This is a genomic window from Paenibacillus sp. MABNR03 (assembly GCF_050455445.1).
In the GTDB taxonomy this organism is placed as follows: Bacteria; Bacillota; Bacilli; order Paenibacillales; family Paenibacillaceae; genus Paenibacillus; species Paenibacillus xylanilyticus.
On record NZ_JBCIYR010000001.1, the window covers coordinates 651570 to 673591 of the forward strand.

General features: G+C 44.4%; 17 protein-coding genes and 1 pseudogene. 11 read left to right on the top strand and 7 right to left on the bottom strand.

All coding sequences use genetic code 11. The annotated features are described in order from the left end of the window. Positions 1 to 42: 42 nt before the first annotated feature. On the bottom strand, positions 43 to 972 hold the full coding sequence (cyoE, locus tag AAIH57_RS02835; RefSeq protein ID WP_175396389.1) for a heme o synthase: 930 nt from the start codon (positions 970 to 972) through the stop codon (positions 43 to 45). Positions 973 to 1379: 407 nt separating this feature from the next. Here cyoE and AAIH57_RS02840 point away from each other — a divergent pair, with 407 nt between their 5' ends. The 4 genes from AAIH57_RS02840 (at position 1380) to AAIH57_RS02855 (ending at position 5633) form a co-directional block, all read left to right on the top strand. After that, positions 1380 to 2291: an NAD(P)/FAD-dependent oxidoreductase gene (locus AAIH57_RS02840; RefSeq protein ID WP_430020470.1), complete on the top strand. Its 912-nt coding sequence runs from the start codon at positions 1380 to 1382 to the stop codon at positions 2289 to 2291. A gap of 278 nt (positions 2292 to 2569) precedes the next feature. Next, on the top strand, positions 2570 to 3157 hold the full coding sequence (locus AAIH57_RS02845) for a TetR/AcrR family transcriptional regulator (protein ID WP_430020471.1): 588 nt from the start codon (positions 2570 to 2572) through the stop codon (positions 3155 to 3157). Positions 3158 to 3217: 60 nt separating this feature from the next. Then, positions 3218 to 4699 (top strand): DHA2 family efflux MFS transporter permease subunit, encoded by a 1482-nt coding sequence (locus AAIH57_RS02850; protein ID WP_430021323.1) that lies wholly within the window; start codon positions 3218 to 3220, stop codon positions 4697 to 4699. Between the two features lie 286 nt (positions 4700 to 4985). Further along, positions 4986 to 5633 carry a hypothetical protein gene (locus AAIH57_RS02855; protein ID WP_175396392.1) on the top strand — a complete coding sequence of 216 codons (648 nt, stop codon included), beginning with the start codon at positions 4986 to 4988 and terminating at the stop codon, positions 5631 to 5633. A gap of 127 nt (positions 5634 to 5760) precedes the next feature. Here AAIH57_RS02855 and AAIH57_RS02860 read toward each other — a convergent pair whose 3' ends face one another. Continuing rightward, on the bottom strand, positions 5761 to 6294 hold the full coding sequence (locus AAIH57_RS02860; protein ID WP_175396393.1) for a DUF1572 family protein: 534 nt from the start codon (positions 6292 to 6294) through the stop codon (positions 5761 to 5763). 157 nt (positions 6295 to 6451) lie between these two features. Between AAIH57_RS02860 and AAIH57_RS02865 the strand changes: the two genes are divergently transcribed. From AAIH57_RS02865 to AAIH57_RS02880, 4 genes are all read left to right on the top strand, one after another. After that, a complete protein-coding gene (locus AAIH57_RS02865) occupies positions 6452 to 7429 on the top strand; it encodes an MBL fold metallo-hydrolase (protein WP_430020472.1) in 978 nt (325 codons plus the stop codon). A gap of 379 nt (positions 7430 to 7808) precedes the next feature. Next, on the top strand, positions 7809 to 9026 hold the full coding sequence (locus AAIH57_RS02870; RefSeq protein ID WP_430021324.1) for a DNA polymerase IV: 1218 nt from the start codon (positions 7809 to 7811) through the stop codon (positions 9024 to 9026). Next, positions 9023 to 9388 carry a YolD-like family protein gene (locus tag AAIH57_RS02875; protein ID WP_175396422.1) on the top strand — a complete coding sequence of 122 codons (366 nt, stop codon included), beginning with the start codon at positions 9023 to 9025 and terminating at the stop codon, positions 9386 to 9388. The genes AAIH57_RS02870 and AAIH57_RS02875 overlap by 4 nt, the downstream gene beginning before the upstream one ends. Further along, positions 9369 to 9746, top strand: a complete 378-nt coding sequence (locus AAIH57_RS02880; protein WP_430020473.1) for a hypothetical protein — start codon at positions 9369 to 9371, stop codon at positions 9744 to 9746. Before AAIH57_RS02875 ends, AAIH57_RS02880 begins: the two co-directional genes overlap by 20 nt. 276 nt (positions 9747 to 10022) lie before the next feature. On the opposite strand, the gene AAIH57_RS02885 is transcribed toward AAIH57_RS02880, so the two are convergent. Both AAIH57_RS02885 and AAIH57_RS02890 read right to left on the bottom strand, forming a co-directional pair. Beyond that, positions 10023 to 11075, bottom strand: coding sequence for an anti sigma factor C-terminal domain-containing protein (locus AAIH57_RS02885; protein WP_430020474.1), 1053 nt, complete (start codon positions 11073 to 11075; stop codon positions 10023 to 10025). A gap of 2 nt (positions 11076 to 11077) precedes the next feature. After that, a complete protein-coding gene (locus tag AAIH57_RS02890; RefSeq protein ID WP_175396426.1) occupies positions 11078 to 11587 on the bottom strand; it encodes an RNA polymerase sigma factor in 510 nt (169 codons plus the stop codon). A 250-nt stretch (positions 11588 to 11837) separates the two neighbouring features. On the opposite strand from AAIH57_RS02890, the pseudogene AAIH57_RS02895 reads away from it, so the two are divergent. After that, positions 11838 to 11945, top strand: a pseudogene (locus tag AAIH57_RS02895) (IS3 family transposase); the annotation flags it as partial. A 150-nt stretch (positions 11946 to 12095) separates the two neighbouring features. Here the strand turns inward: AAIH57_RS02895 and AAIH57_RS02900 are convergent. Beyond that, positions 12096 to 14498 carry a family 43 glycosylhydrolase gene (locus tag AAIH57_RS02900; RefSeq protein WP_430020475.1) on the bottom strand — a complete coding sequence of 801 codons (2403 nt, stop codon included), beginning with the start codon at positions 14496 to 14498 and terminating at the stop codon, positions 12096 to 12098. 342 nt (positions 14499 to 14840) lie between these two features. On the opposite strand from AAIH57_RS02900, the gene AAIH57_RS02905 reads away from it, so the two are divergent. Next, complete coding sequence (locus tag AAIH57_RS02905; RefSeq protein ID WP_430020476.1) at positions 14841 to 18614, top strand: alpha-L-arabinofuranosidase C-terminal domain-containing protein; 3774 nt, start codon at positions 14841 to 14843, stop codon at positions 18612 to 18614. Between the two features lie 129 nt (positions 18615 to 18743). On the opposite strand, the gene AAIH57_RS02910 is transcribed toward AAIH57_RS02905, so the two are convergent. Both AAIH57_RS02910 and AAIH57_RS02915 read right to left on the bottom strand, forming a co-directional pair. Then, the gene (locus AAIH57_RS02910) at positions 18744 to 20141 is read right to left on the bottom strand and encodes a TrkH family potassium uptake protein (protein WP_430020477.1); all 1398 of its coding nucleotides are present in this window, start codon (positions 20139 to 20141) and stop codon (positions 18744 to 18746) included. After that, complete coding sequence (locus AAIH57_RS02915) at positions 20125 to 20790, bottom strand: potassium channel family protein (RefSeq protein WP_430020478.1); 666 nt, start codon at positions 20788 to 20790, stop codon at positions 20125 to 20127. The genes AAIH57_RS02910 and AAIH57_RS02915 overlap by 17 nt, the downstream gene beginning before the upstream one ends. A 321-nt stretch (positions 20791 to 21111) precedes the next feature. Here AAIH57_RS02915 and AAIH57_RS02920 point away from each other — a divergent pair, with 321 nt between their 5' ends. Then, on the top strand, positions 21112 to 22017 hold the full coding sequence (locus AAIH57_RS02920; RefSeq protein ID WP_175396431.1) for an ABC transporter permease: 906 nt from the start codon (positions 21112 to 21114) through the stop codon (positions 22015 to 22017). Positions 22018 to 22022 lie beyond the last annotated feature (5 nt).

The window sequence follows — 22022 nt, forward strand, 5'->3', positions numbered from 1 at the left end:
GTCTGTACGGCTCTTTATCTTCATGTTGAAACGCGGTACCCTTTATCTAACCAGCTGTGCAATCAGGGAGTAAGCGATGATCACCAGAAAAACAATCGTAATGTGATTAATCGAGAAGATGAACATTCGATGTGACCATTTCTTGGTTTCTTTGCGATCAAATGTTGCCACACTAAGGATGAGCCATGCCAAGCTGACCAAAAATGCAACGATGGCAACAAACGGGCTCAGCGGCCAGAACAAAAAGCTGGAGAGCAACAACAATACCAGGTAAACATTCGTTTGAATATAAGTGCGTCTGATTCCTTTGACAACGGGAAGCATTGGGACGCCAGCAGCTTTATATTCATCAAATCTACGGATGGCAATACCGTAAAAGTGTGGCATTTGCCAGAGCAGCATCGTAACTACCAAAGCCCAGATTTCAAAATGTCCAAGTTCAGGAGAAATGGCTGCCCAGCCAATCAGCGGAGGAACGGCACCGGACAGGCTGCCTACTTCCGTATTATATATCGTTGTACGCTTGGTCCACATGGTGTATGGAAACACATAGAGCAACAATCCCAGGATACCAAATACAGCAGCTGAAGGTGAGGCGATATACAATAAAATGCCCCCAAGCACGGTAATGGTGATCCCCAAAATCAATCCGGACTTGGTATCAACCTGACCTGTAACGGTTGGACGGGTTCTTGTACGTTCCATAATGGCGTCGATATCGCGATCGTACAAGTTGTTGAACACGCCAGCCGCCCCGATGATCAGGGAGGAACCGATGACGGACAAGATGATCGGCACAATGTTGGCTATGAATGAGGCATCGAATACATACAATGCCAAACACAAACCGGCAAGCATGGCGATCAGATTAGACTTGATAATCCCGACTTTAATCGTATCGAAGAACATTTTCGGAATGGAACTGTACTCTAATTCAATTTTGGGTTGAGACCCCTTATTCAATGTTTTCAAATACTCACTTCCTATATCTATACTTATATATCTCGTCACTTATTATAGCATTTAGTTTACTATGTGAATTAAAACACGTTTTAGGTTTAAAAATACTGTCAATTGATTGTGAACAATTTAAAAACACGGTTTTTTTTAATTGTTAAAATTGAATTTCTGTGCTACAGATGTCATGAAAAAAACAAAAAAACATTGGAAAATGTTAAAAATATACTTGCGATTTTCCGATTGAAGGTTTATTGTAGATATAAGAGATCTTTAATAGATTATTATGATGTTATCTTTAAGTGATCTTGTTTCTCATTTTTTGTTGTCAGTTATACGTTCCAATCCATGAAGGTAAGAAGATGATTTCTTTTTTTTTAGGTGAATTAAAGACTTTAGGTATCCGGGAAAGGGTGTTAAGTATGGAGAAAACAGTAGATGTAATTATTATTGGTGGGGGACCCTCTGGGCTCAATGCAGCATTGGTACTTGGAAGAGCTAAGAAAGATGTCGTTGTTATAGATGACGGGCGACCGCGTAATGCGGTTACTCGTGAAACCCACGGTTTTCTGACGAGAGACGGAATCAGCCCAAGCGAATTCCGAAAGGTTGCGAAGCAGCAAATACTGGCATATCCTTCTGTATATATCATGGAAGATACTGCCACTGCGGTTACTGGAACGGAAGGTTCATTCGAAGTTACAACAACTGGGAACAAGATCGTGAAAGGCCGGAAGCTTCTTTTTGCAGTCGGAAAAAAAGATCTGCCTCTGGATATTCCCGGACTATTGGAGGTGTATGGCAAGAGTGCCTTCGTATGTCCGTATTGCGATGGCTGGGAGTTAAGGGACCAGTCACTCGGCATCATAGTGGGTGGTGACAAAGCTGTACACATGGCCAAAGTGATATCGGGATGGACAAACCGGTTCACGATACTCACAAATGGAACCGACGGATTGACTGATGAGCAACGAGAAGAATTGAAACTGCATCATGTGCCTGTATTGGATTCACCTATTCGATCCATTGAATCGGAGGAAGGCATGGTTCGTCAGATTTTGCTTGAAGATGGTAATAACGTAGAGTGCACAGGCATTTTCTTTGCACCCAAGCTCGTGATCGGTTCGGATCTGGCCAAAAATTTGGGATGTGAGGTAACGGAATCTGGGACGGTGGTGGTTAATGAGTTCGCCAAAACGTCTCTACCAGGCGTCTTTAGTGCGGGAGATGCTGCTTCGGAGATGTATCAAGCGATCACGGCCGCGTCCTTAGGAGCGTTGGCAGCGGTTAGCATCAATAGTGAGCTGAATGCCGAGGCATGGGATAAGCGTTAGATTTATTAATGAAGGATCGGATCTGAGTCGAGGTAGGATTAGATTTGTTTTGCATTAAATGAAGGAATGTACACAGAGAGGTGCTGCCTGTAGGCAGATGCCTCTTTGTTGTGTCTTAAACAGGTATATTCTTATCGCTGCTCAATCATTTAACATGGGGATAATAAACTGTTAGCGGTTTCATAACATTTCTTTGATAAAGTAGTTGACAGTGCTTATCGAAACGGGTTTAATTATGTAGACCGATTGTTATAATTCAGATTAAGGAAGTGGCTCCATTGAGTGAAAAGTCTAATGCTAAAGAACTAATTGTCAGCACAGCAGCCAGACTGTTTTTTTCACAGGGATATCATGCGACCGGTCTAAATCAGATTATTAAGGAGAGCAGTACGCCGAAAGGCTCGTTATATCATTATTTCCCGCACGGTAAGGAAGAGCTCGCTCACGAGTGCATTCAGAAAGCCAATGAACATATCATGCAGAAATTCGAGGATACCTTTGCAGCTCATGAGAGTACTGGGGATGCCATTCAGCGATTTATCCATGACATGGCAGATGAAACGGAGGCGGCTGGTTTCACGGGTTTTCTGCCATTTAGCTTTTGGGCAGCTGTGGAGACTTCCTGCATCAGTCATCAATTGCGTGTCGCATGTCAGGGTGTATTCGCGAACTGGCAGCAAATCATTACGAAACATCTGATGATGGAAGGTGTTGGCGAGGAGAAAGCACGAGAGACGGGACTTTTGGTCATCTCTTTAATGGAGGGAGCGCTGATTATCAGTCTGACCAATCAGGATAAACAGCCTCTGCTGACGGCTGCTGATTATTTGTCGGGTGTGGCAAAGAATGCGAGAGAGATCCATTAAGTCTGCACAAAGAGAGAAACAGATATAATGTTTGAGGAGGATGGGATCGTGGAGGTTTCCATGAAAGCTGGTTCTGTACAGGACCAACAAGAAACAAAGCAATATAAAGTACTGCCAATATTATTCGCGATGCTATTGAGCGGATTCATTGGTCTATTCGGTGAAACGGCACTTAATGTGGCATTGACACCGCTGATGACCTTGCTCGAGGTTGGACCTACTACGATTCAATGGTTGACGACAGGTTATCTGCTCGTATTGGGTATTTTGGTGCCGGTTTCCGGTATGTTACTACAATGGTTTACAACAAGACAGTTGTTTACGACTTCTCTGATTTTTTCGATTGCGGGAACGATTGTTGCTGCAATTGCACCGAGTTTTGAAATTTTGCTGGTGGCACGGGTATTGCAGGCCGTAGGTACAGCTCTCTTGCTGCCGCTGATGTTTAACACGATTCTGGTTATTTTCCCGATTGAAAAACGTGGTGCTGCCATGGGATTAATCGGTCTCGTTATCATGTTTGCTCCAGCAAGCGGTCCGAGTATTTCCGGATTGATCTTGGCTAATCTGAGCTGGCACTGGATCTTCTGGATTTCACTGCCGTTCTTCATCATCTCGCTCATTTGCGGCTTGTTGTTCTTACCGAATATTTCGAAATTGACTAAGCCGAAAATTGATGTTCTTTCCATTATATTATCGACCCTTGGTTTTGGCGGAATTGTATATGGATTCAGCAGCGCCGGGGGACACGGAGAGACTGGCGGAGGCTGGACCAGCCCTGTTGTGGTAACCACCCTGGTCATTGGGGCGTTGTCCTTGCTCTTGTTCAGCATCCGTCAATTGAGAATGAAGCAGCCTATGATGGATCTGCGTGCATTCAGATATCCAATGTTTACAATCGGTTTGATCCTGATCTTCATCTGTATGATGATGATGTTGTCTTCGATGCTGATCCTTCCAATGTATCTGCAACAAGGTATGGCGGTTACAGCACTGACAGCAGGTCTGGTCTTGCTGCCGGGCAGCTTGCTGAACGGATTCTTGTCCCCGGTTATGGGTCGTTTGTTTGACAAGTTTGGTCCGAAATGGCTTGTTATCATCGGTCTGGCGATCGTGGCAGTTGTTCTGTTCATGTACACAGGTATTACGCCGACAACGGCATTAAGTACAATTATTACGATGCATGTGTTCATGATGATCGGAATTTCGATGATTATGATGCCTGCTCAAACGAACGGTCTGAACCAGCTGCCGCCTGAGTATTATCCTCACGGAACGGCAATCATGAATACATTGCAGCAAGTATCCGGAGCGATTGGTACGGCAGTTGCGGTAAGTATTCTGAGTGCGGGACAGACACGCTTCCTGAGCAATGTGACTAACCCGGAAAGCCCGGAGAATCAACTCGCCGGATTCACGTCGGGAGTACAAAACGCATTTGTTTTTGCATTAGTCCTCGCCGTAATTGGCCTGGTGATCTCCTTCTTCGTGAAACGGGTTAAGGTTGGTTCGCAACAAGGCCAACAAGGTCCAATGCATTAAAATATTTAGCTAGTCAGCAAACGATGCACTTCCTGATCTCGCAGGGAGGCATCGTTTTTTTTGCATTTTTGTTACTTGACGTGAAACGGGTTCCATCCATTAGAGTAAAGGACAGTTCACCAAGTCAAGAAGCCCATGATCGAATTTGGAAGCAAATAGTTCATGTTTTGGCGAGATTGGATATGTTCAACTTCAATGTTAGAGATAATAATAGTAAAGTGAAGTTTTGTTCATCAAATGATAGAAAACGTTTTAGTTCTATTAACGAATCGAGGAGACGTCTTTTATGAGAATCATTAAACCGCTGACTCCCCATATTGAGGAGATGCTCAGGCACTATGAGCAAAACGGGCATTTAAACATGCAGGCTTCCCTATTGGGAAAACAGTCTGCTGTCTATAAAGTACAGGAATACTGTCTCAAGGTGTATACCAAGCGTGGGAAAGTCGGTGGAGAACTCGAATGCGAGGCGATGATGTCATTGCAAAACAACCGGCATGTTCCCGAACTGTATGCTTACTCTACAGGGAATTTTGTTTTGACCGAATGGATTGATGGTTTCAATTTGAGACAGTATCGGGAGATCCATGGTCATATTCCGCAAAATTTAATCTACGATATGTTTTCATCCGAACTCCAGCAAATTCAGTCAGGTTATCGGGATTGGGATGTCATTCGTTATGAGAATTTGTTATGGACCAAGGGGGGAGAAGTCAAACGGACTGATTTTTGGCTATGCGAACCGGCAGGCTTGATGCAGAACGATGTACAACAGGCAATTATCCGTAAAATAGACAGAGTGTACAGCGGCGATCGAAGTGAAGTGCAGAAGCTGGAGCACTATTTTTACCGCCACGGACTTACGTTTTCAGAGGTGAAGCAGGCACTGGAGCACTTCCGCTCCCAAGGGTCGAGTCTTGTGGTGTCACAATGAACGCCAAGCCAAACCCCAACGAATATGGTCCTCGTTAAGGTTTGGTAGGCAACTACTCCGTTTTTATTTGTCGCTTCTCTATTCCTTAAGATCCCTCTGTAAGGCGAGAGGATATGCTAATGCCACATTAATGATATAACCCCGTTAAATGCTCATCGGTTGGTTGCAAAATCTTCGATAAAAGTACAATCTGACCAGTGTGATAGCCGTAATGTGCAGCCACTTTAATTAAAATGGCGCGGACGATTTTATGTTCTTTAGCATCCTGGACTTCGTCTTCACTGCGATTCATACGATTCCAATCCGCCAGCTCATAGGGGATGGTCACTTCACGGGACAAGTCGTTCTCACCGAGACCTGATAAAATGCTCTTCGATTCTGAACGCACGTATTGAAGCTTGGCAATCAATTGATCGCGGGTGAGTCCCCCCGTCATTTCAAACTCAAGCGAACGTTCCCGGATGAGTGGTTTTGCTCCAATCCCTGTAACAAGATTCTGATATTCATTGCCAGCAAGATGCAAGCAATAATTCCCCGCACTGTTCATCCCAGGCTGGAGCTTCGTCCAGATCTGTTCATCACTCAGCCTGTTCAGACTTGTTTTAATGCGATCCAGCTGTTTGTCCATATCTTCCATAACGTCCTGGATGAGTTCAACCATGATACTCAGTCCTCCAATCATAATGGTTTGTTGATAAATGGGATTAGACAACGGAAGGCGAATTGATTATAAACGAACAATCCATTAATATAAGTCTATTATTAAACGATTATGATAAATATCATACCGAAACCATTACTAAGATAGAAGGGATTAGATGAAAAAATACGAAAATCAGATTCCAACATCCATGGGTATGAATTTGAAGGCAATGCTGAGCATGCTCCGGGATTCTCTTAAGGGTAGTCAGGAACGAAGACCCGTGAGTAATATCCCAATGGTGAAAAGTGAGTTCGCCCAAACGTTAAACCCTGCCGATGATCCGCAGGTGACATGGTTTGGCCATTCGGCCTTTTTGCTGGAGCTGGAAGGATACAGACTGCTTTTTGATCCGATGTTGGGTCACCGTCCTTCACCGGTGTCATGGGCAGGCACCAAACGATATACTACCGACCTGCCGATCGAACCGGAGGATCTTCCTGCCATTGATGCAATCATCTTATCTCATGACCATTACGATCATCTGGATTACTCTTCCATTCGAAAATTAAAGGACAAAACCGAACGGTTTATCGTGCCGATTGGTGTGCGTCGACGCTTGATTCAGATGGGTGTATCTGCGGACAAGATTACCGAGCATGGCTGGTGGGATGAACTTCGCTTCAAGGGCCTGACACTGGCTTGCACGCCTGCTAGACATTTCTCGGGGAGAGGGTTATTTGATCGTAATTCCACCTTATGGTGCTCATGGGTCATTGCCGGACAAAAGACTAGGGTTTTCTTTAGTGGGGACAGCGGGTATGGTCCACATTTCAAGGAAATTGGTGAAAAATACGGACCATTCCACTTAACCTTGATGGAATGCGGACAATATGACGAACGATGGGCCAATATTCATATGATGCCGGAAGAAACGGTACAAGCCCATCTGGATGTAAGAGGACAACTGCTTATTCCCATCCATTGGGGAGCATTCACCCTTGCCTATCATGCATGGAACGATCCGGTTGAGCGGATTAGCCAGGCTGCGCGCAGCTCTAATGTCGATATCGCAACACCGAAAATTGGAGAACAAGTGCGGATACATACCGGAGAGTACCCAACAGAACCATGGTGGAGATCTGGCAAGCGATAATCATACAGCGTTCAACTCAGCAATGAGTGGACGCTTTTCATTTATAATAGCATTGAGATTGCACTATAAGCATGGTCATTCATTATCCCAAGTAAATTCGGTTTCGATTTATTGAGTGTAGAGACAATTGAATGATGTATTTGCAAATAGACAAGTGAATTAATGATTGCTAATGTACTGACCTTGAGGGTTACCGCCTCAGGGTTTTTCTTTTGTCATAAGTCATCGTTTTCTGTATGTTGAGTATGACCTTATCTCGGATGAATATAAATATTTACCTCTTGCATAAAGAACGTGTGTTCGGTTTATAATATATATACAAACATACGTTCTTAAATATACAGGAGTGATTTCAGTGTTGCCTAAGCAGCGAACCATTATGCTCATCGATATGCAGTCGTTTTATGCTTCAGTCGAAAAGGCAAAAATGCCTCAATACAAAAATAGACCACTAGCCGTCGCAGGCGATCCAGCAAGACGTTCTGGCATTATTCTTGCCGCTTGTCCATTGGCCAAAGCTAAAGGTGTATCTACCGCTGAACCACTCTGGCAGTCTCTTCAGAAGTGCCCTGAATTGATCATTGTCAAACCTCACATGCAGGAATACATCGAAGTATCCACTCAAATCATGTCCATTATTGAGGAGTTCACCGATCTGGTTGAACCGTACAGTATAGACGAATTATTCGCTGATTTTACAGGGTCTATGCATCTATTCGGTAATGATCCAATCGATTTGGCGAAGCAAATTCAAGACAAAATCTATAATGAAACAGGCGTTTACGCAAGAGCAGGCATTGGTGAAAACAAAATCATCAGTAAATTGTGCTGCGATATGATCGCTAAAAAAGCGGAGGGTGGCATTTTCCACTTAAAGAAAGAGGAGTTACACCTCCACATTGGAGATAAGCCCATCCGAGATATGTGGGGGATTGGCTCAAGAATGGAGAAACATCTGTGGAAGATGGGTATCCGAACCATTAGAGATCTGGCAAATACGCCTCTTTCCAAATTAAGAAGTAAATGGGGCGTTAATGGAGAGGTCATCTGGAGAGTCGCAAATGGACTAGACAACTCGCCGGTAACCGTCAACACGCACAGTACACAAAAGGATATCGGAAACGGAATGACCCTGCCTAGAGATTACACAGAGGCTTGGGAGATCGAAGTGGTTATCCTCGATATCTGTACAGAAGTGTGCAGAAGAGCCCGTAAAAAGGGACTGATGGGTAGTGTTGTATCCGTAAGTGTGTCTGGAGCGGATTTCGACCACCCAACTGGTTTTCACAGGCAGGTTAAACTGTCTGATCCTACTAACATAACCGTTGATGTGTGCAAGATAGCGAAACGCATCTTCCATCAACACTGGGATGGGCAACCTGTGCGACGTGTGGGCGTGTCCCTTTCTCAATTATCCAGCGCGGATACATATCAACTATCTTTTTTTGATGATCAGGAGCAGAAACGGGCCATTGATCAGGTGATGGACGACATTAAGGATCGATTTGGCGACATTGCCATTTTACGAGCGAGCTCCATTACGGCTGCTGGTCAAGCGATCGATAGAGCATCTAAAATTGGAGGGCATTACAAATGAGCAAAAAACTTGAGGCCAATGGATTATGGGAATCGAGCCGCATGATGCTTCCACAACATAAAGAACGAATTATACAGCATCGTACTCAAATTCATTATCAAGCGAAACCACTGATTCATGAAGATGAGTGGGAGATGATTGCTCAAAATGTAGATATGTCGCTTAACTATACGTTGCAAGCAACCATTGAAGTGTTTAATGAGTCGGGCAATCGGTATATACACGGGATCGTCACTTCAGTCAGTACCTTTGGAAAGAAAATCAAAATTGAAATGGAGCATGGATTTGAATGGGTCGATTTTGATCAATTGGTCACTGTTAAGCTTGAAGAAGGAGGCGTGTATGGTGAGACAGACTTCTGAAGAACTTGCACTTGTGAAGAGGCTGGTAGAGCTCCCCTATCTTTTAGGTGCTCTGGAGGTAGATAAGCATAAAATATACGCTTCAAACTTTAAGATGAAATCTGTGTATGTTGACTACTTGGACGGTACCCAAAAGAAAATTGCTTTAGAGATGTACAAATCAAAACAAAGTTTAAAGGAGCACCATATAAAAATCATTGATGAAAAGAGATCCGAGCTGAGTTTAACGGTAAATTATTCGGTAAGAGGTTACATTCATAAAATGACACTATTGTGGAGCAAAGTGAAAGTCGATGTAACCTTAATGCTTACTGAACATATGAACGTTGATATTACGGATTTGCTCAAACAAACATAGAGTTAGAGGAAGAATACGTATATAACTTCATAGGGTGGATATAATGTAGTTACAACCATTGTTTTCTTCTCCCAATTGGGTAAGCCGGCCTTTGATGTAGAAGGGTCGGTATTTTTTTGTCTTTAATGTTAATACAAATGATACAGGAATCTTTTAGAAATGAAACCTCTTAAAGTGAGTTGAAAAAGAGATGATACATTGGATTAATAGTTATCATCTCTTACTGATATCGAACTTAACGGTACAATAGGATTAGTCAACCGCCCAATTGCTATCTCAATCCCAGTTCCAGACCTCTACACGGCTCAATTGGAAATGATGGAATTCAGCTAACTTTGTAAGTTTCTCCAACTCTCTCACGGGACCTGTAACAACCACCCCATATACTTGAACTCCATTCTCCTCTAAGTAGGCAAGGCGCTGTTTATCTTTTGCAGCCTCATTATATTCAAGATGATTAATCATCCATTTTAGTTCAGTCAACATGGCCTCAACCTGTTCCTGCATCTGTCCTGCATCGTCTGGGATAAAGTAATTAAACCATCTTGCTCCATTCTCATGAAATTCATAAAGAGGTTTAAGGCTAAGATGAGGAACATTATAGTCGTACATACCTGCCCGTGAATAGGAAGCATCAGGCTGGGTGAATTCGCCAGAATAAATCGGCATAGCAGTCACCGCAACATCGTAATCTGAAAGAAGCTTCATCAGTTGATCGGGAGACGCCAGGTTTTTCAAGGATAATGACATCTCTGCGACATGTCCATCATCAATTTCAGCTAGCCGTTTGAGGCTGCTATTTTCCTCAGAATCATTATAATCAGACTTACCATCGACCAATGAGTAAGGGAGATAGAAAGGCCCGGGTTTATTGCCATTCATATACGCTCCTGTATTGGTAATAGAATAGGTGAACTTACCGGTTATACTGAGTTTAGCCTGAATTTCACCTGTGATTACCTCCCATGAACCCACATGTCGATATATTTTCAAATTAGCTTTTTGAGTTAAAAAAGGGGTTACTTCAAAAGGTTCAGCAGATATTCTTTTCTCTACACGAAGTCCGTCACCGTGCATTTCAACAACAGATATAATGGAACGCATGAAATGGTTACGTACCTTTGATTGATCAAAATAGATATGGAGAGCTGAGACGTAAATGTGATAGACCAAAAAAACTAGAAAAAGCGCTCCTCCTGCATTAAGGAAAAATTTCCATCTTGTTTTCCATACCATTCGTCTAAACTGCTGATGACCCCATTCAGGACGCTGATGCTCAAAATCATCTTCCTGAAATACACGTTCCTCATCATGTGGTATTTTAGACATACTCAAACGTCTCCTTTCATTTGAAGCATCTCTGCTTTGAATCGTTCTCTGGCACGAAAAAGAGTGACCTTAACCTGATTCATATTCATATCCAGAATCTCGCAAAGTTCCTTATAAGATAACTCGTTCATTTCTCGCAGTAACAAGATGGTACGATATTGTTCGGGCAGTTTCTTCATCACTTGTTGAATACGAATAGTATGTTCACGGGCAGTCAGTACTTCCTCAGGAGTCCGATATGTATTTTCTACGCCTTGCTTCTCCAACTCTTGATTCATTTGCTTTTCTCCACGATATTTACGATACCAATCGATAAATAAATGACGGGCTACTTTATACAACCAGGCTCTGGCATAATCTGCATGCTGGGCTTTCATGGAAACCATAGCTCTGTAAAAGGTTTCTTGAACTAACTCCTCAGCTGTCTCCGGTGATCCACACATTCGGTATAGATAGAGATACAGGGAGGATTGGTACTGCTTGAATAGTTCGGTATATAAATCACTCCTCATTTCAAGTTTCCTCCTCCTTCTCTTTAGACAACGAGGCAGGTTGAATAATGTTACAGTGAAATTAAAATTTGTGAGAGAATAATTAGAATACATATATCATTTTGGAGATTGCCATTCGTGAAATAGAAGCATTTTGTCCATTACACGCAAAGAGGTATATTTATAGAAATGACTCCAATGTAGGGGAAAGTGAAAGTAGAGGTGATCTTAATCTCACTGAACTTATCAACGAAGATATATAGCATTGTGAAAGTCAGAGTTTCTTTATCTTCATGAGTATGAAAGTGTAGAACATTTCAAGAAAGAACTAGCACGATACATGGTTCACTACAATCACAAACGTATCAAGTCAAAATGAAAAGGCATGAGCCCGGTACAATACCGAAAACATGCCAAACAAGTTGATAAAAAAATATTAATATACTTAAGGGGGCAGTTCCAAGATTGGCTGCTTTAGGTGCGATCAACTTGAATAATTCAGATGTTGATGCAATAGCAGCTCAACGGTTCAAGGCTTAACTTGTGCCTGACGCTGGATCTCCTTGGCGCTTAGCGCTTTGTCATACAATTTTACATTATCCATTTTCCCTTGATAGAACGGATCAGCAGCATACCGACTCTTGCCCAGATAGGCGTCCGTAACGTTAAGATCGTTCGGATTAAACGTGATTTCAGAGCTGCTCGCTACCGATTTTCCGTTTACATATAAGGTACCCGTATCTCCTTGAAGCGTGACAGCCACATGAACCCATTGCTTGGTGGGCAGCGCTTCAGCCGCAATTAGACTCTGGTCACGGCCCTGATCATGAATGGTGAATTGGAGAGCGCCATTATGCTGGGATGGCGTCAGGAACATATGCCGGGTCAAACCATTGCCGAAGTCGAAAATGCGCTGCCAAGCCCCGCCCCCGTCCCAGTTTACCCAGGCACTGAAGGTGAAGTCTGTCGTGTCCGTGAGGATTCCAGGCAGCTGAATGTAGCTGTCTTTTCCGTTAAAAGCAGCAGCCTGATTTTTGCTGCCAATAGCTGAGCTTAGTATGTTAAAGGCCTGACCGTGATAGATGTTCTTGCTGTAATCCTCGGCGATTTTGGCAAGTTTTTTGTTCTCAAAGGTATACTCACCCAGCAGCGGGCCCTTCGCCTGTTCCGGCACGATCACGTTGAATGTCTTGGTAGCTGTAGCTGTTCCTTTTCGGATCGTTGCGGTCAATTTCACTTTGGCATCCCCTTTACCACTGCGCGGCCGATTTACTGCGCCGTCAGCCGATAGGACAGAGGGGAGAGAAGACTTCCATGTGATCTGACTATCACGTGTACCTGTGGTGGGAAGGGAGAGATCGAAGAAGATATTCTCCGTATTTCCAAGGTTCAGATCCTTTTTCACAGCCAGTACGACATCCTGATCTTTCAAGGCAATCATCTGACTTCCCCAGATCGCTACACCGGAGGAAGAGAGGGCACTGAAGGTCAGTACGATCTGCTGGGAATCCGAATCCCACTCTTGGGTAAAGACACCTTCATAAACCACATCATTGGACGTGATTCGTACCTTGTTGTTTCCCTGGAGACTCCATGTTCCTGTGACAGCACCAGTAACCTGGCCATCTGCTGTGAACTGAACGATCTGGGACGGCTTAATCTCGGCTGTAATATCCTTCCCGTGATTAACCCATTTGTATGAACCGGCAGCATTTTGCTCCGTCACTTGTACTGTATCTCCCTCAATACCAGCATAACGATAAGGAGATACGACCGGCCATCCTTCGGAGTTCATGTGCATCTCATGTACACGGACTTCATGCTCTTCTCCGCGATTCGGAAAGCGCGAGTGGAAGATCAGGAACTGCTTGCCGCTCTCTTCATCATAATAGGCGGAGTTATGCCCTGGAGAGACATATCCTGTGCCCTGGCCTGTGCCTGGGTCGCCGATCTGTCTTTGGAAGAGGAAGTTCCCCAGCAATTTTACACCAAACGGCTCAATGGACTGGTCATCAAATAACGGTTTATCCTTGTCAGCCATGACCTTGATCATATCGTTGCCTTCAGCATCGTAGAAGGGGCCATCCGGAGTCTTGGAGCGTGCCACGCGAATGTTATATCCACCGTCAGCACCGAGTCCGCCATAAGACATGTACAGATAGTAGTAATCGGTTTCGGGACTGTAGAGCATATATGGTGCTTCAATGCGGCTATGGTTACCACCGGTCAGCTTTTTGCCATAGCCCTGATTGGGCAGCGGTTTTCCGGTTGTCTCGTCCATTTCCAGTATGAAAATGCCCCCGGAATAGGAACCGTAGACCATCCATAACTTGCCGTCTTTATCAAAAAACACATCCGGATCGACCACATTGGGATGCTTGATCGCATCATATATGGTGCCATCTTCACTGATTTCATCCCACATGCCTGATTTCAGCAGAATACCCTGATCCTTGTACGGTCCTTCAATGTTGTCAGCTACGGCAACCCCGAGTGCAGAGCGGGGAGAATCCCCTTTGCATGCATTATAGTACATATAATATTTTCCATCTGCCAGCTGAATGACGTCTGCAGCCCAGAGTGTATCGGTCTGAGCCCACTGCAGGGCTTCGGCGAATTCCTTGGTTACATTGGGAACGACCGGATTGTCATCCGTAACTCCTGATGCAACTGAATCCCAGCTGATCAGGTCTTTGGACTTCGCTACCTGCAGATGAGAGCCGAAAACATAATAAGTATCTTCAACCTTAATGACAGAAGGGTCATGAACGGAAACGTTCTTAAAGGTTGGAACCTGATTTTCGCTCCATGTGGTGGAACTTTGCGAATTGAGAGCAGTTGAGGCTGTGCTGTCCGCCAAAGCGGAGATTGGCGATAGAGGTGGTGCAGCGAGCAGTGCCGTACTAAGTGCAATGACCAAATGACGCTTCATACGTATCCCCTTTCTTCATTCACAAAATAAAATAAGTGAGAATTACAACCAGTGAAAGTGGCAGTGCTGTCCTCCTTTCGCACATCGTTTGAATCAAGCGCTTACATTCGCTATAATATCAATTAATTTATATATTTGTAAACCATATTGTTGAGGATGAGTGCAAAAAGCAAAATTGCTTCTTGAAGACTGAATTATTAATGGATTTCTTGCTGGTTTGAACTTTTCTGTTGAAAATCCAATTTGAAATGATTACTATTACGAGTATATAATATGTTTATAAATTTATTAATCATTCATGTTTATATGAACTATTAAAGTATCTACATAGGAGGCATAACGATGAGCAGTTATCAGGAGCAGATCATTGCGCACTACAAGTTTGAGGATGCGAACAACATCGGTAAGGATTATTCGGGTCAAGGGAAGGATAGCATTGCGGCAGGTGAATCGGTCCCATCGGTAGAGAAAGTGCAGGGGAGAGCTGCAGCTACGTTTGCAGGAGGAGCGAATGGTACATCGTATTTGCAATTACCGGCAGATCTATTTCAGAATGTAAACGATAAAACGGGCATTACTGTGGCAACCTGGGTGAATTTGAACAAGGGGGTCAATGTGTGGGAGCGGATTTTTGACTTCGGTAAAGGCGAAAAGGGCCCCTATTTGTTTTTGACGAGACAATTAAGAGGCACATTATCCGCGGAAGATGATCTGGTTGTGGATCCGGGCCGGGGATTTGCTGCGGGAGAATGGATGCACGTGGCCTTGACGGTAATTGGTACTCAGGGAGGTACACTCAGTAGTGCCGGTCCGATTGTCTATGTGAACGGAGAAAAAATTGCAGATGGCTCCATCAGTCAGACGTCCAGCGGGAACTATGCGAAGCTGCGCAGATGGTTCGATTCGTTTACCGATTCGGCCAATTATAGCCAGAATTTCATCGGACGCTCCCAGTACGCAGCAGATACGGATTTTGCCGGCTCGCTGTCCGATTTTCGGATTTATCAGGCAGGACTGACAATGGACGAGGTCATAGAAGTGATGTGTGAATCGTTGACCGACGAAGAGATTGTCAAATTGGCAGGAGATAAATATTTATCTTTTCCGACCCGTATCATTACCAAAGACATTTCACTGCCTGCGGATTTGCTTGGCGGCAAAGTGAAGGTGCAATGGCAGTCCGATCGCCCTGAGGCGCTGTCACATCAAGGAGAAGTCCAGTCCATTTCCTCAGCACAGGAGGTTAGACTGAATGCACTTTTGAGTAAGGGCGAGAGCACGCTGAATCAGCGTTTTGATGTATCCGTACTGCCTGAGGGTCTGCCACCCTATACGCTAACAATCCATGGAAATCAGACCGTCGCTGATATCAGCGAGGTGATGTACGGCTTGTTCTACGAGGACATTAACAATGCGGCGGACGGCGGAATCTATGCAGAGCTTGTTCAGAACCGTTCATTTGAATCCTTTGCATTTGATACGTATTCGCATGCTTCTGGCGAATGTGGATGTTCCACCGGCCGGAACCGTGATCCTTTGTTTGCCTGGTCAGGCGATACGGAAAAAATGATTGTGCAGCATGAAGGTGGATTGAATGTGCATTTCAATCTTGAAGATCCCGATGCGAATGCCTACTATGTGACGGTTCAGGATGGAGCGACGATTCGTAATCGCGGATTCTCGGATACCAATCAGCATTGTGCCATGTCCATCAAGAAAGGTGCGCAGTACGACTTCACCATCTGGGCCAAAGCAGAGTCGGCCGGTGCAATCACAATTCAATTGCAGGATGGAAAAGGGAACACAATCAGTGATTCCGTTTCTCTTCATGTGCATGGAGGGGGCACCTGGAAAAAGTACGGTGTTGTCCATGCAGATGTTGAGGGTAACAATCAGGAGATTGTCCTTACAGGCACAGAGACAGCTCTCGGACAGTTGGTGCTCGCTTTTGAAGGCGAGATTTCCATCGACATGGTGTCATTGATACCCCGGGACGTATGGGGCGCAGATCCTGGTGAAGAAGAAATATCCGCATCAGCCCATGCCAACTACAAAGGGAACCCGAACTACCGGCTGAGGAAGGATCTGGTTCAGGCGCTCGTCAACATGCATCCCAAGTTTCTGCGTTTTCCGGGCGGCTGCATCTCGGAGGGATCGTTTATTTGGGATAATGTGTATGACTGGAAGGATTCCGTAGGAGCGGTTGAGCTGCGCAAAGAGAACTACAATGTCTGGGGTTATATGATGACAATGGGGCTCGGATATATGGAATACTTCCAATTGGCTGAAGATTTGAATGCTGCTCCGGTTCCGGTGATGGCCTGTGGTGTTTTGTGTCAGGCGCGCTCGGATTATGCACATCCGGCTGGCGGTGCTTTGAGGGACTATTACATCAAAAACTTCACCGACCTGATCGATTTTGCCCTCAGTACAGATGTTGAACATAACGAATGGGCGGCAATACGAAGTCAAATGGGGCATCCTGAACCGTTTGATCTGCGCTATCTCGGTGTGGGTAATGAGAACTGGGGAACCGAATTCTTTGCCAACTTTGAGGTGTTCAAAACATCCATTGATGACTATATGAAGCTGAACTATCCTGAACATGAATTGCATATTATTTCAACGGTTGGTGCACAAGCGGATGATGATGCGTACCAGCAGGGGTGGAAATTCCTGAGCGGAAATCTCACGGGATCGGCTCAGATTGCGTTTGCGGATGGTCAGAAGGTCATCGAAGAAACGGTAACCTGGTACGAGAATCAGGACGATTACATGGATACCATTGCGGACGAACACTATTATCGGTCCAATGATTATTTGCTGAATAACGTGGATCGGTACAACTATTATAAGCGAGCGTATCACGAGGATGGGCGTATAAACTGGAAGGAGACCTCCAAGGTCTTTGTCGGAGAGTACGCATCCACGGATAAAAATACACTCGCAGGCGCCGTTGCTGAAGCAGCGGTGATGACCGGCTTTGAAAACAATGCAGATGTCGTTCGTTTGGCTGCTTACGCGCCATTGTTTAACAAGGTGCTGACGGACGGAACCTACCGTTGGACACCGGACTGCATCTGGTTTGACGATGAAACGGTATGGTACACACCGAATTACTACGTTCAGCATCTTTTTGCAAAATACGTTGGAGAACAGGTGATCGGTACTTCGTTTACGACGTACAGCAAAGGCAAGCCGGTGAAGCTCATTCCGCGTGGCGGGATCGAGATTGCAACGGGTAACGCAGACATCCTGGTGAAGCGTGTCACGGTCACATCAAACGAGGACGGCAGTGTGCTATTGGATGAGGATTTCAGGGAGATGGCGGAGCTCAGTACAGCTTGGGGTCTGATTCCTGGTGCGAATGGTTATACGCTTGAAGCTGGGAAGGGGCTTATTCTGAAATCACAGCCGAGTGGGTTGAATGGGTTATATCTTCTGAATGAGGAATGGACCAATTACAAAGTGCAAGTGGAAACCAAACGTATGACAGGTGAGGATGGTTTCTATGTCGGTGTGGGACTTACGGACATTTCACTTGAAAAGAAAGACGTCATTGAATATGCGATCGGTTATGGTGGCGAAGCAACGGGAGTTAAAGTGTATAAACAAGGTGTCGAAGGCTACACACTTGGGGACTATTCATCAAGTTCAGCAGCAGGTAACATGAGAGCTGCCAGTTATGAACCGTTGGAGAGCGATATCGATTATACGATCACTGTTAATTATGGCGGGGACACCGGTAAGAGCTTGATCTGCTCCTACACGGACGGACATACGACCAGCAGCGTTTTGGATTACAAGCTTGAAGCGTACAATCGTGAGGTGTTCCATTCCGTAACGAAAGATGCACAGCATGTATATGTAAAACTGGTCAATGCAGACAGCGTGGATAAAGCTACACAGGTCCGCATTCAGGAACTGAATGTGAAGGCTGCAGCTCGTTTGATTACACTCAGCGGAGAACATGCATTGGTTCATGTTCCGAATGTGAATCAGAAAAATGATGAGAAAGTGGTACCGCAAGAACAGGAGATCAGACTGGACGGTGACACGGTGGTTCTTGACTTACCGGCTCATTCAGTTAGTGTTCTCATTATGAATCGCCTGTAAAATAATATTTTTTTTAAAGAATGCCCCTTTCATACAGACATTATTTGTCTGCGTGAAGGGGGCATTTAGATAGGATTGTTTAAAAAAGTAGAATCACAATTGTGGGTACGTAGAGAGTTAAACTATTCGTTACCCAATGAGTACATGATCCTCTGCATAGCCGATTTTGGACGTACGTTTCTTCTGAGCTAGAGCAAAGGCTAGCGTCAATGGCCCCAACCGACCTGCAAACATCGTAATGATGACAATGATTTTACCAGGAACACTCAGCTCACTTGTCAGGCCCATCGAGAGTCCTGTGGTGCTAAAAGCAGAAGACGCTTCAAACAGGACATCCAGAAAGTGTTTTTCGAGAATGCCTTCTGAGATGGATAGAAGTATGGATATTCCAAGCACAAACGCGAGGGAACTCATAACAACAGCAAGTGCGCGCATAACGGTTTCTTCTGCTATTTTACGCTCAAAAGCATGTATTTGCCCACCGCCCCGGAATGTCTGTATGGTCGCCAGAACGAGCACGACAAAGGTGTTTATTTTAATACCTCCACCAGTCCCGCCTGAAGAAGCTCCAATAAACATCAGAATAATAATAAAAAATTGGGATGTGGCAAGCATACTGCCAATGTCTATGGTATTGAACCCTGAGCTTCTGGGAGCAGTACCCTGAAATAAAGCAGCCCATATGCGTTCACCATAAGATAATTCAGCAAACGTAGACGGATTCCAACTTTCAAGTAAGAAGATGATGATAAATCCAATCAGGTACAACGAAGAGCTGCCGATGATCACGATTTTGGAATGTAAAGATAGCTTTCTCCAGGATCGTTTGCGAAATAGATCGACAACCACAATATAACCCAATCCACCAATGATAAATAGAGTAATGATCGTAAGATTTACAACCGGGTCACCGACAAAAGGTGAAAGACTGTCAGCCCATAGTGAGAATCCCGCATTGTTGAAGGCAGAGACAGAATGGAAAATTGCATAATAGAAAGCTTGTCCCCATCCAAGTTCACCATGCCATCGAAAGGTAAGCACCAATGTGGCCAGCGCTTCAAAAGCAAAGGCGATTAGCACGATATACAATGAAAGCTTAACCAATCCTTGTGCGGAAGAGGAGTTGGTAGCTTGCTGAATAAGCAGCCTTTGTTTTAGCCCGATCCGTTTGCCTAATATAATGGCAACCATTACGCCTAGCGTCATAAATCCCAATCCGCCAACCTGAATCAAAATCATGATAATGACTTGGCCGAATGTCGAAAATACACTTCCGGTATCAAGGACAACCAATCCATTAACACATATTGCAGAGGTCGCAGTGAATAAGGCATCGAGCAATCCGACCGACTTTCCATCACTGGCTGACAGTGGCAGTGCAAGCAATATCGCTCCAACCCAGATCAGGGCGAAGAAAATAATCATGATGAGCTGGGGAGGACTCATATTATTTTTCAGCTTGTTCACAATCGACTCGATGTTGTTTAGAGATGAGGTTCTCGGTACTTGTTTATTTCTTTTTGCCATAGTCACTCTCCAGATTTCGTATGTCTTCGTTACTTCCGATTAACAAGAGCATATCTCCTGTACAGATCGTGTCCTCTGCCATCGGAGAAATGTTCAGGTCGATTCCCGTTTTAATGGCAATAACGGTACAGCCATATTCTGCCCGAATATTAAGTTCTTGCAGAGTTTTCTGATTCATACTTTCTGGGGCTTTGATCTCGACCAGGTTATAATCAGGTGATAATTCTATGGAATCAATAATATTGTCAGAGCTAAGCTGATTCCCCAGCCTTGTAGCCATGTCCCGTTCCGGATAAACGATCCGATCGGCACCGATCTTGCTAAGCACACTTCCGTGGTTGTCATTTTTAGCTTTGGCTGTCACTTGGGGAACATGAAGTTCTTTCAATAAAAGTGTCGTCAAAATACTCGCTTGCAGATCTTCGCCGATCGCGACAATGGCGTGGGAGAAATTGCTAGCTCCAAGTTCCATAAGGACTGATTTGTCGGTGCAATCTGCCTGAACGACATGGGTTGCTATTGTTGACATTTCCTGAACCAGATTTTCATTTTTGTCTACTGCGAGCACTTCATGTCCGTTGTTAATGAGTGCCCGTGTCAGGCTTGAACCGAATCGTCCAAGGCCAAGCACAATAAACTGTTTTTTCATAATATCCCTCATTTGTTTTCAAAATTAATTCATTATACCTGCAGATGAGAATGGGTAAATATTACATTACGAATACAGGATTGTAAGGTTTCAATTGTAATGAAAAGTTAGGGAAGACACTTCATTATTCTGGGATATGTATGGATCAGGTGAAGCATTACATTTTAACTGCTTGCAGTAAGTATTGCAACCAATAGTACCTATAAGTTATTCTGCTTTTTGGTTAACGTTAGAGTCAACAGAAGATACCTAAAGTAAATAACCTACACTATTGTCTCTGAATGTCTGCTCCTATAATAAATTTGAAGGAGGAGACAGCTCATGCGTTCCAACTACAAACAATTTATAAGAAATATTCCGCTTCATCTTATGATTTTGCCAGGACTGCTCATCATTATTGTATTCGGTTACATTCCGATGGCGGGTCTTTCCATTGCCTTTCAGAATTTCTCTCCAATTGCCGGATTCAAAAACATGAACTGGGTAGGCTTGGAAAACTTCCGGTACCTGTTTGATCTTCCCGGGTTTGGGCAGGTCGTATGGAATACGGTATTTATCTCTGTCATGAAAATTATATCGGGCTTGGTGATTCCTGTACTTGTGGCCTTACTGCTCAACGAAGTACGCAAAACCGGATTTAAACGAACGATTCAGACAGTCATTTATATGCCTCACTTTTTCTCCTGGGTAATCCTGGCCGGTATTATCGTCGATGTGTTATCTCCGAGCAGCGGAATTGTGAATATGCTGCTCAAGGCACTAGGAATGGAACCGATTCAATTCCTGGCGAGCAACGACTGGTTTCCATACATCCTTGTCATTACTGACCAATGGAAAGAATTCGGTTTTGGCACGATCATTTATTTGGCGGCATTGACCAGCATTGATAAGTCCCTCTATGAGGCAGCCGTCATGGACGGAGCAGGACGATGGAAGCAGACTTGGCATATTACGCTGCCCGGAATTCGTCCCATCGTCATTTTGATGGTAACCCTGAGTCTTGGAAATGTACTTAACGGTGGATTCGATCAGGTATTCAATCTGTACAATCCATTGGTCTACGAATCAGGCGATATTTTGGATACGATGATCTATCGAATCGGTTTGCAGGACGCCCAATACTCGGTTTCTACGGCACTTGGTCTGATCAAATCGGTAGTTTCATTCATCTTTATTGGACTTGGTTATTTCCTGGCCTATCGGTTTGCCAATTATCGAATATTTTAGAAAGG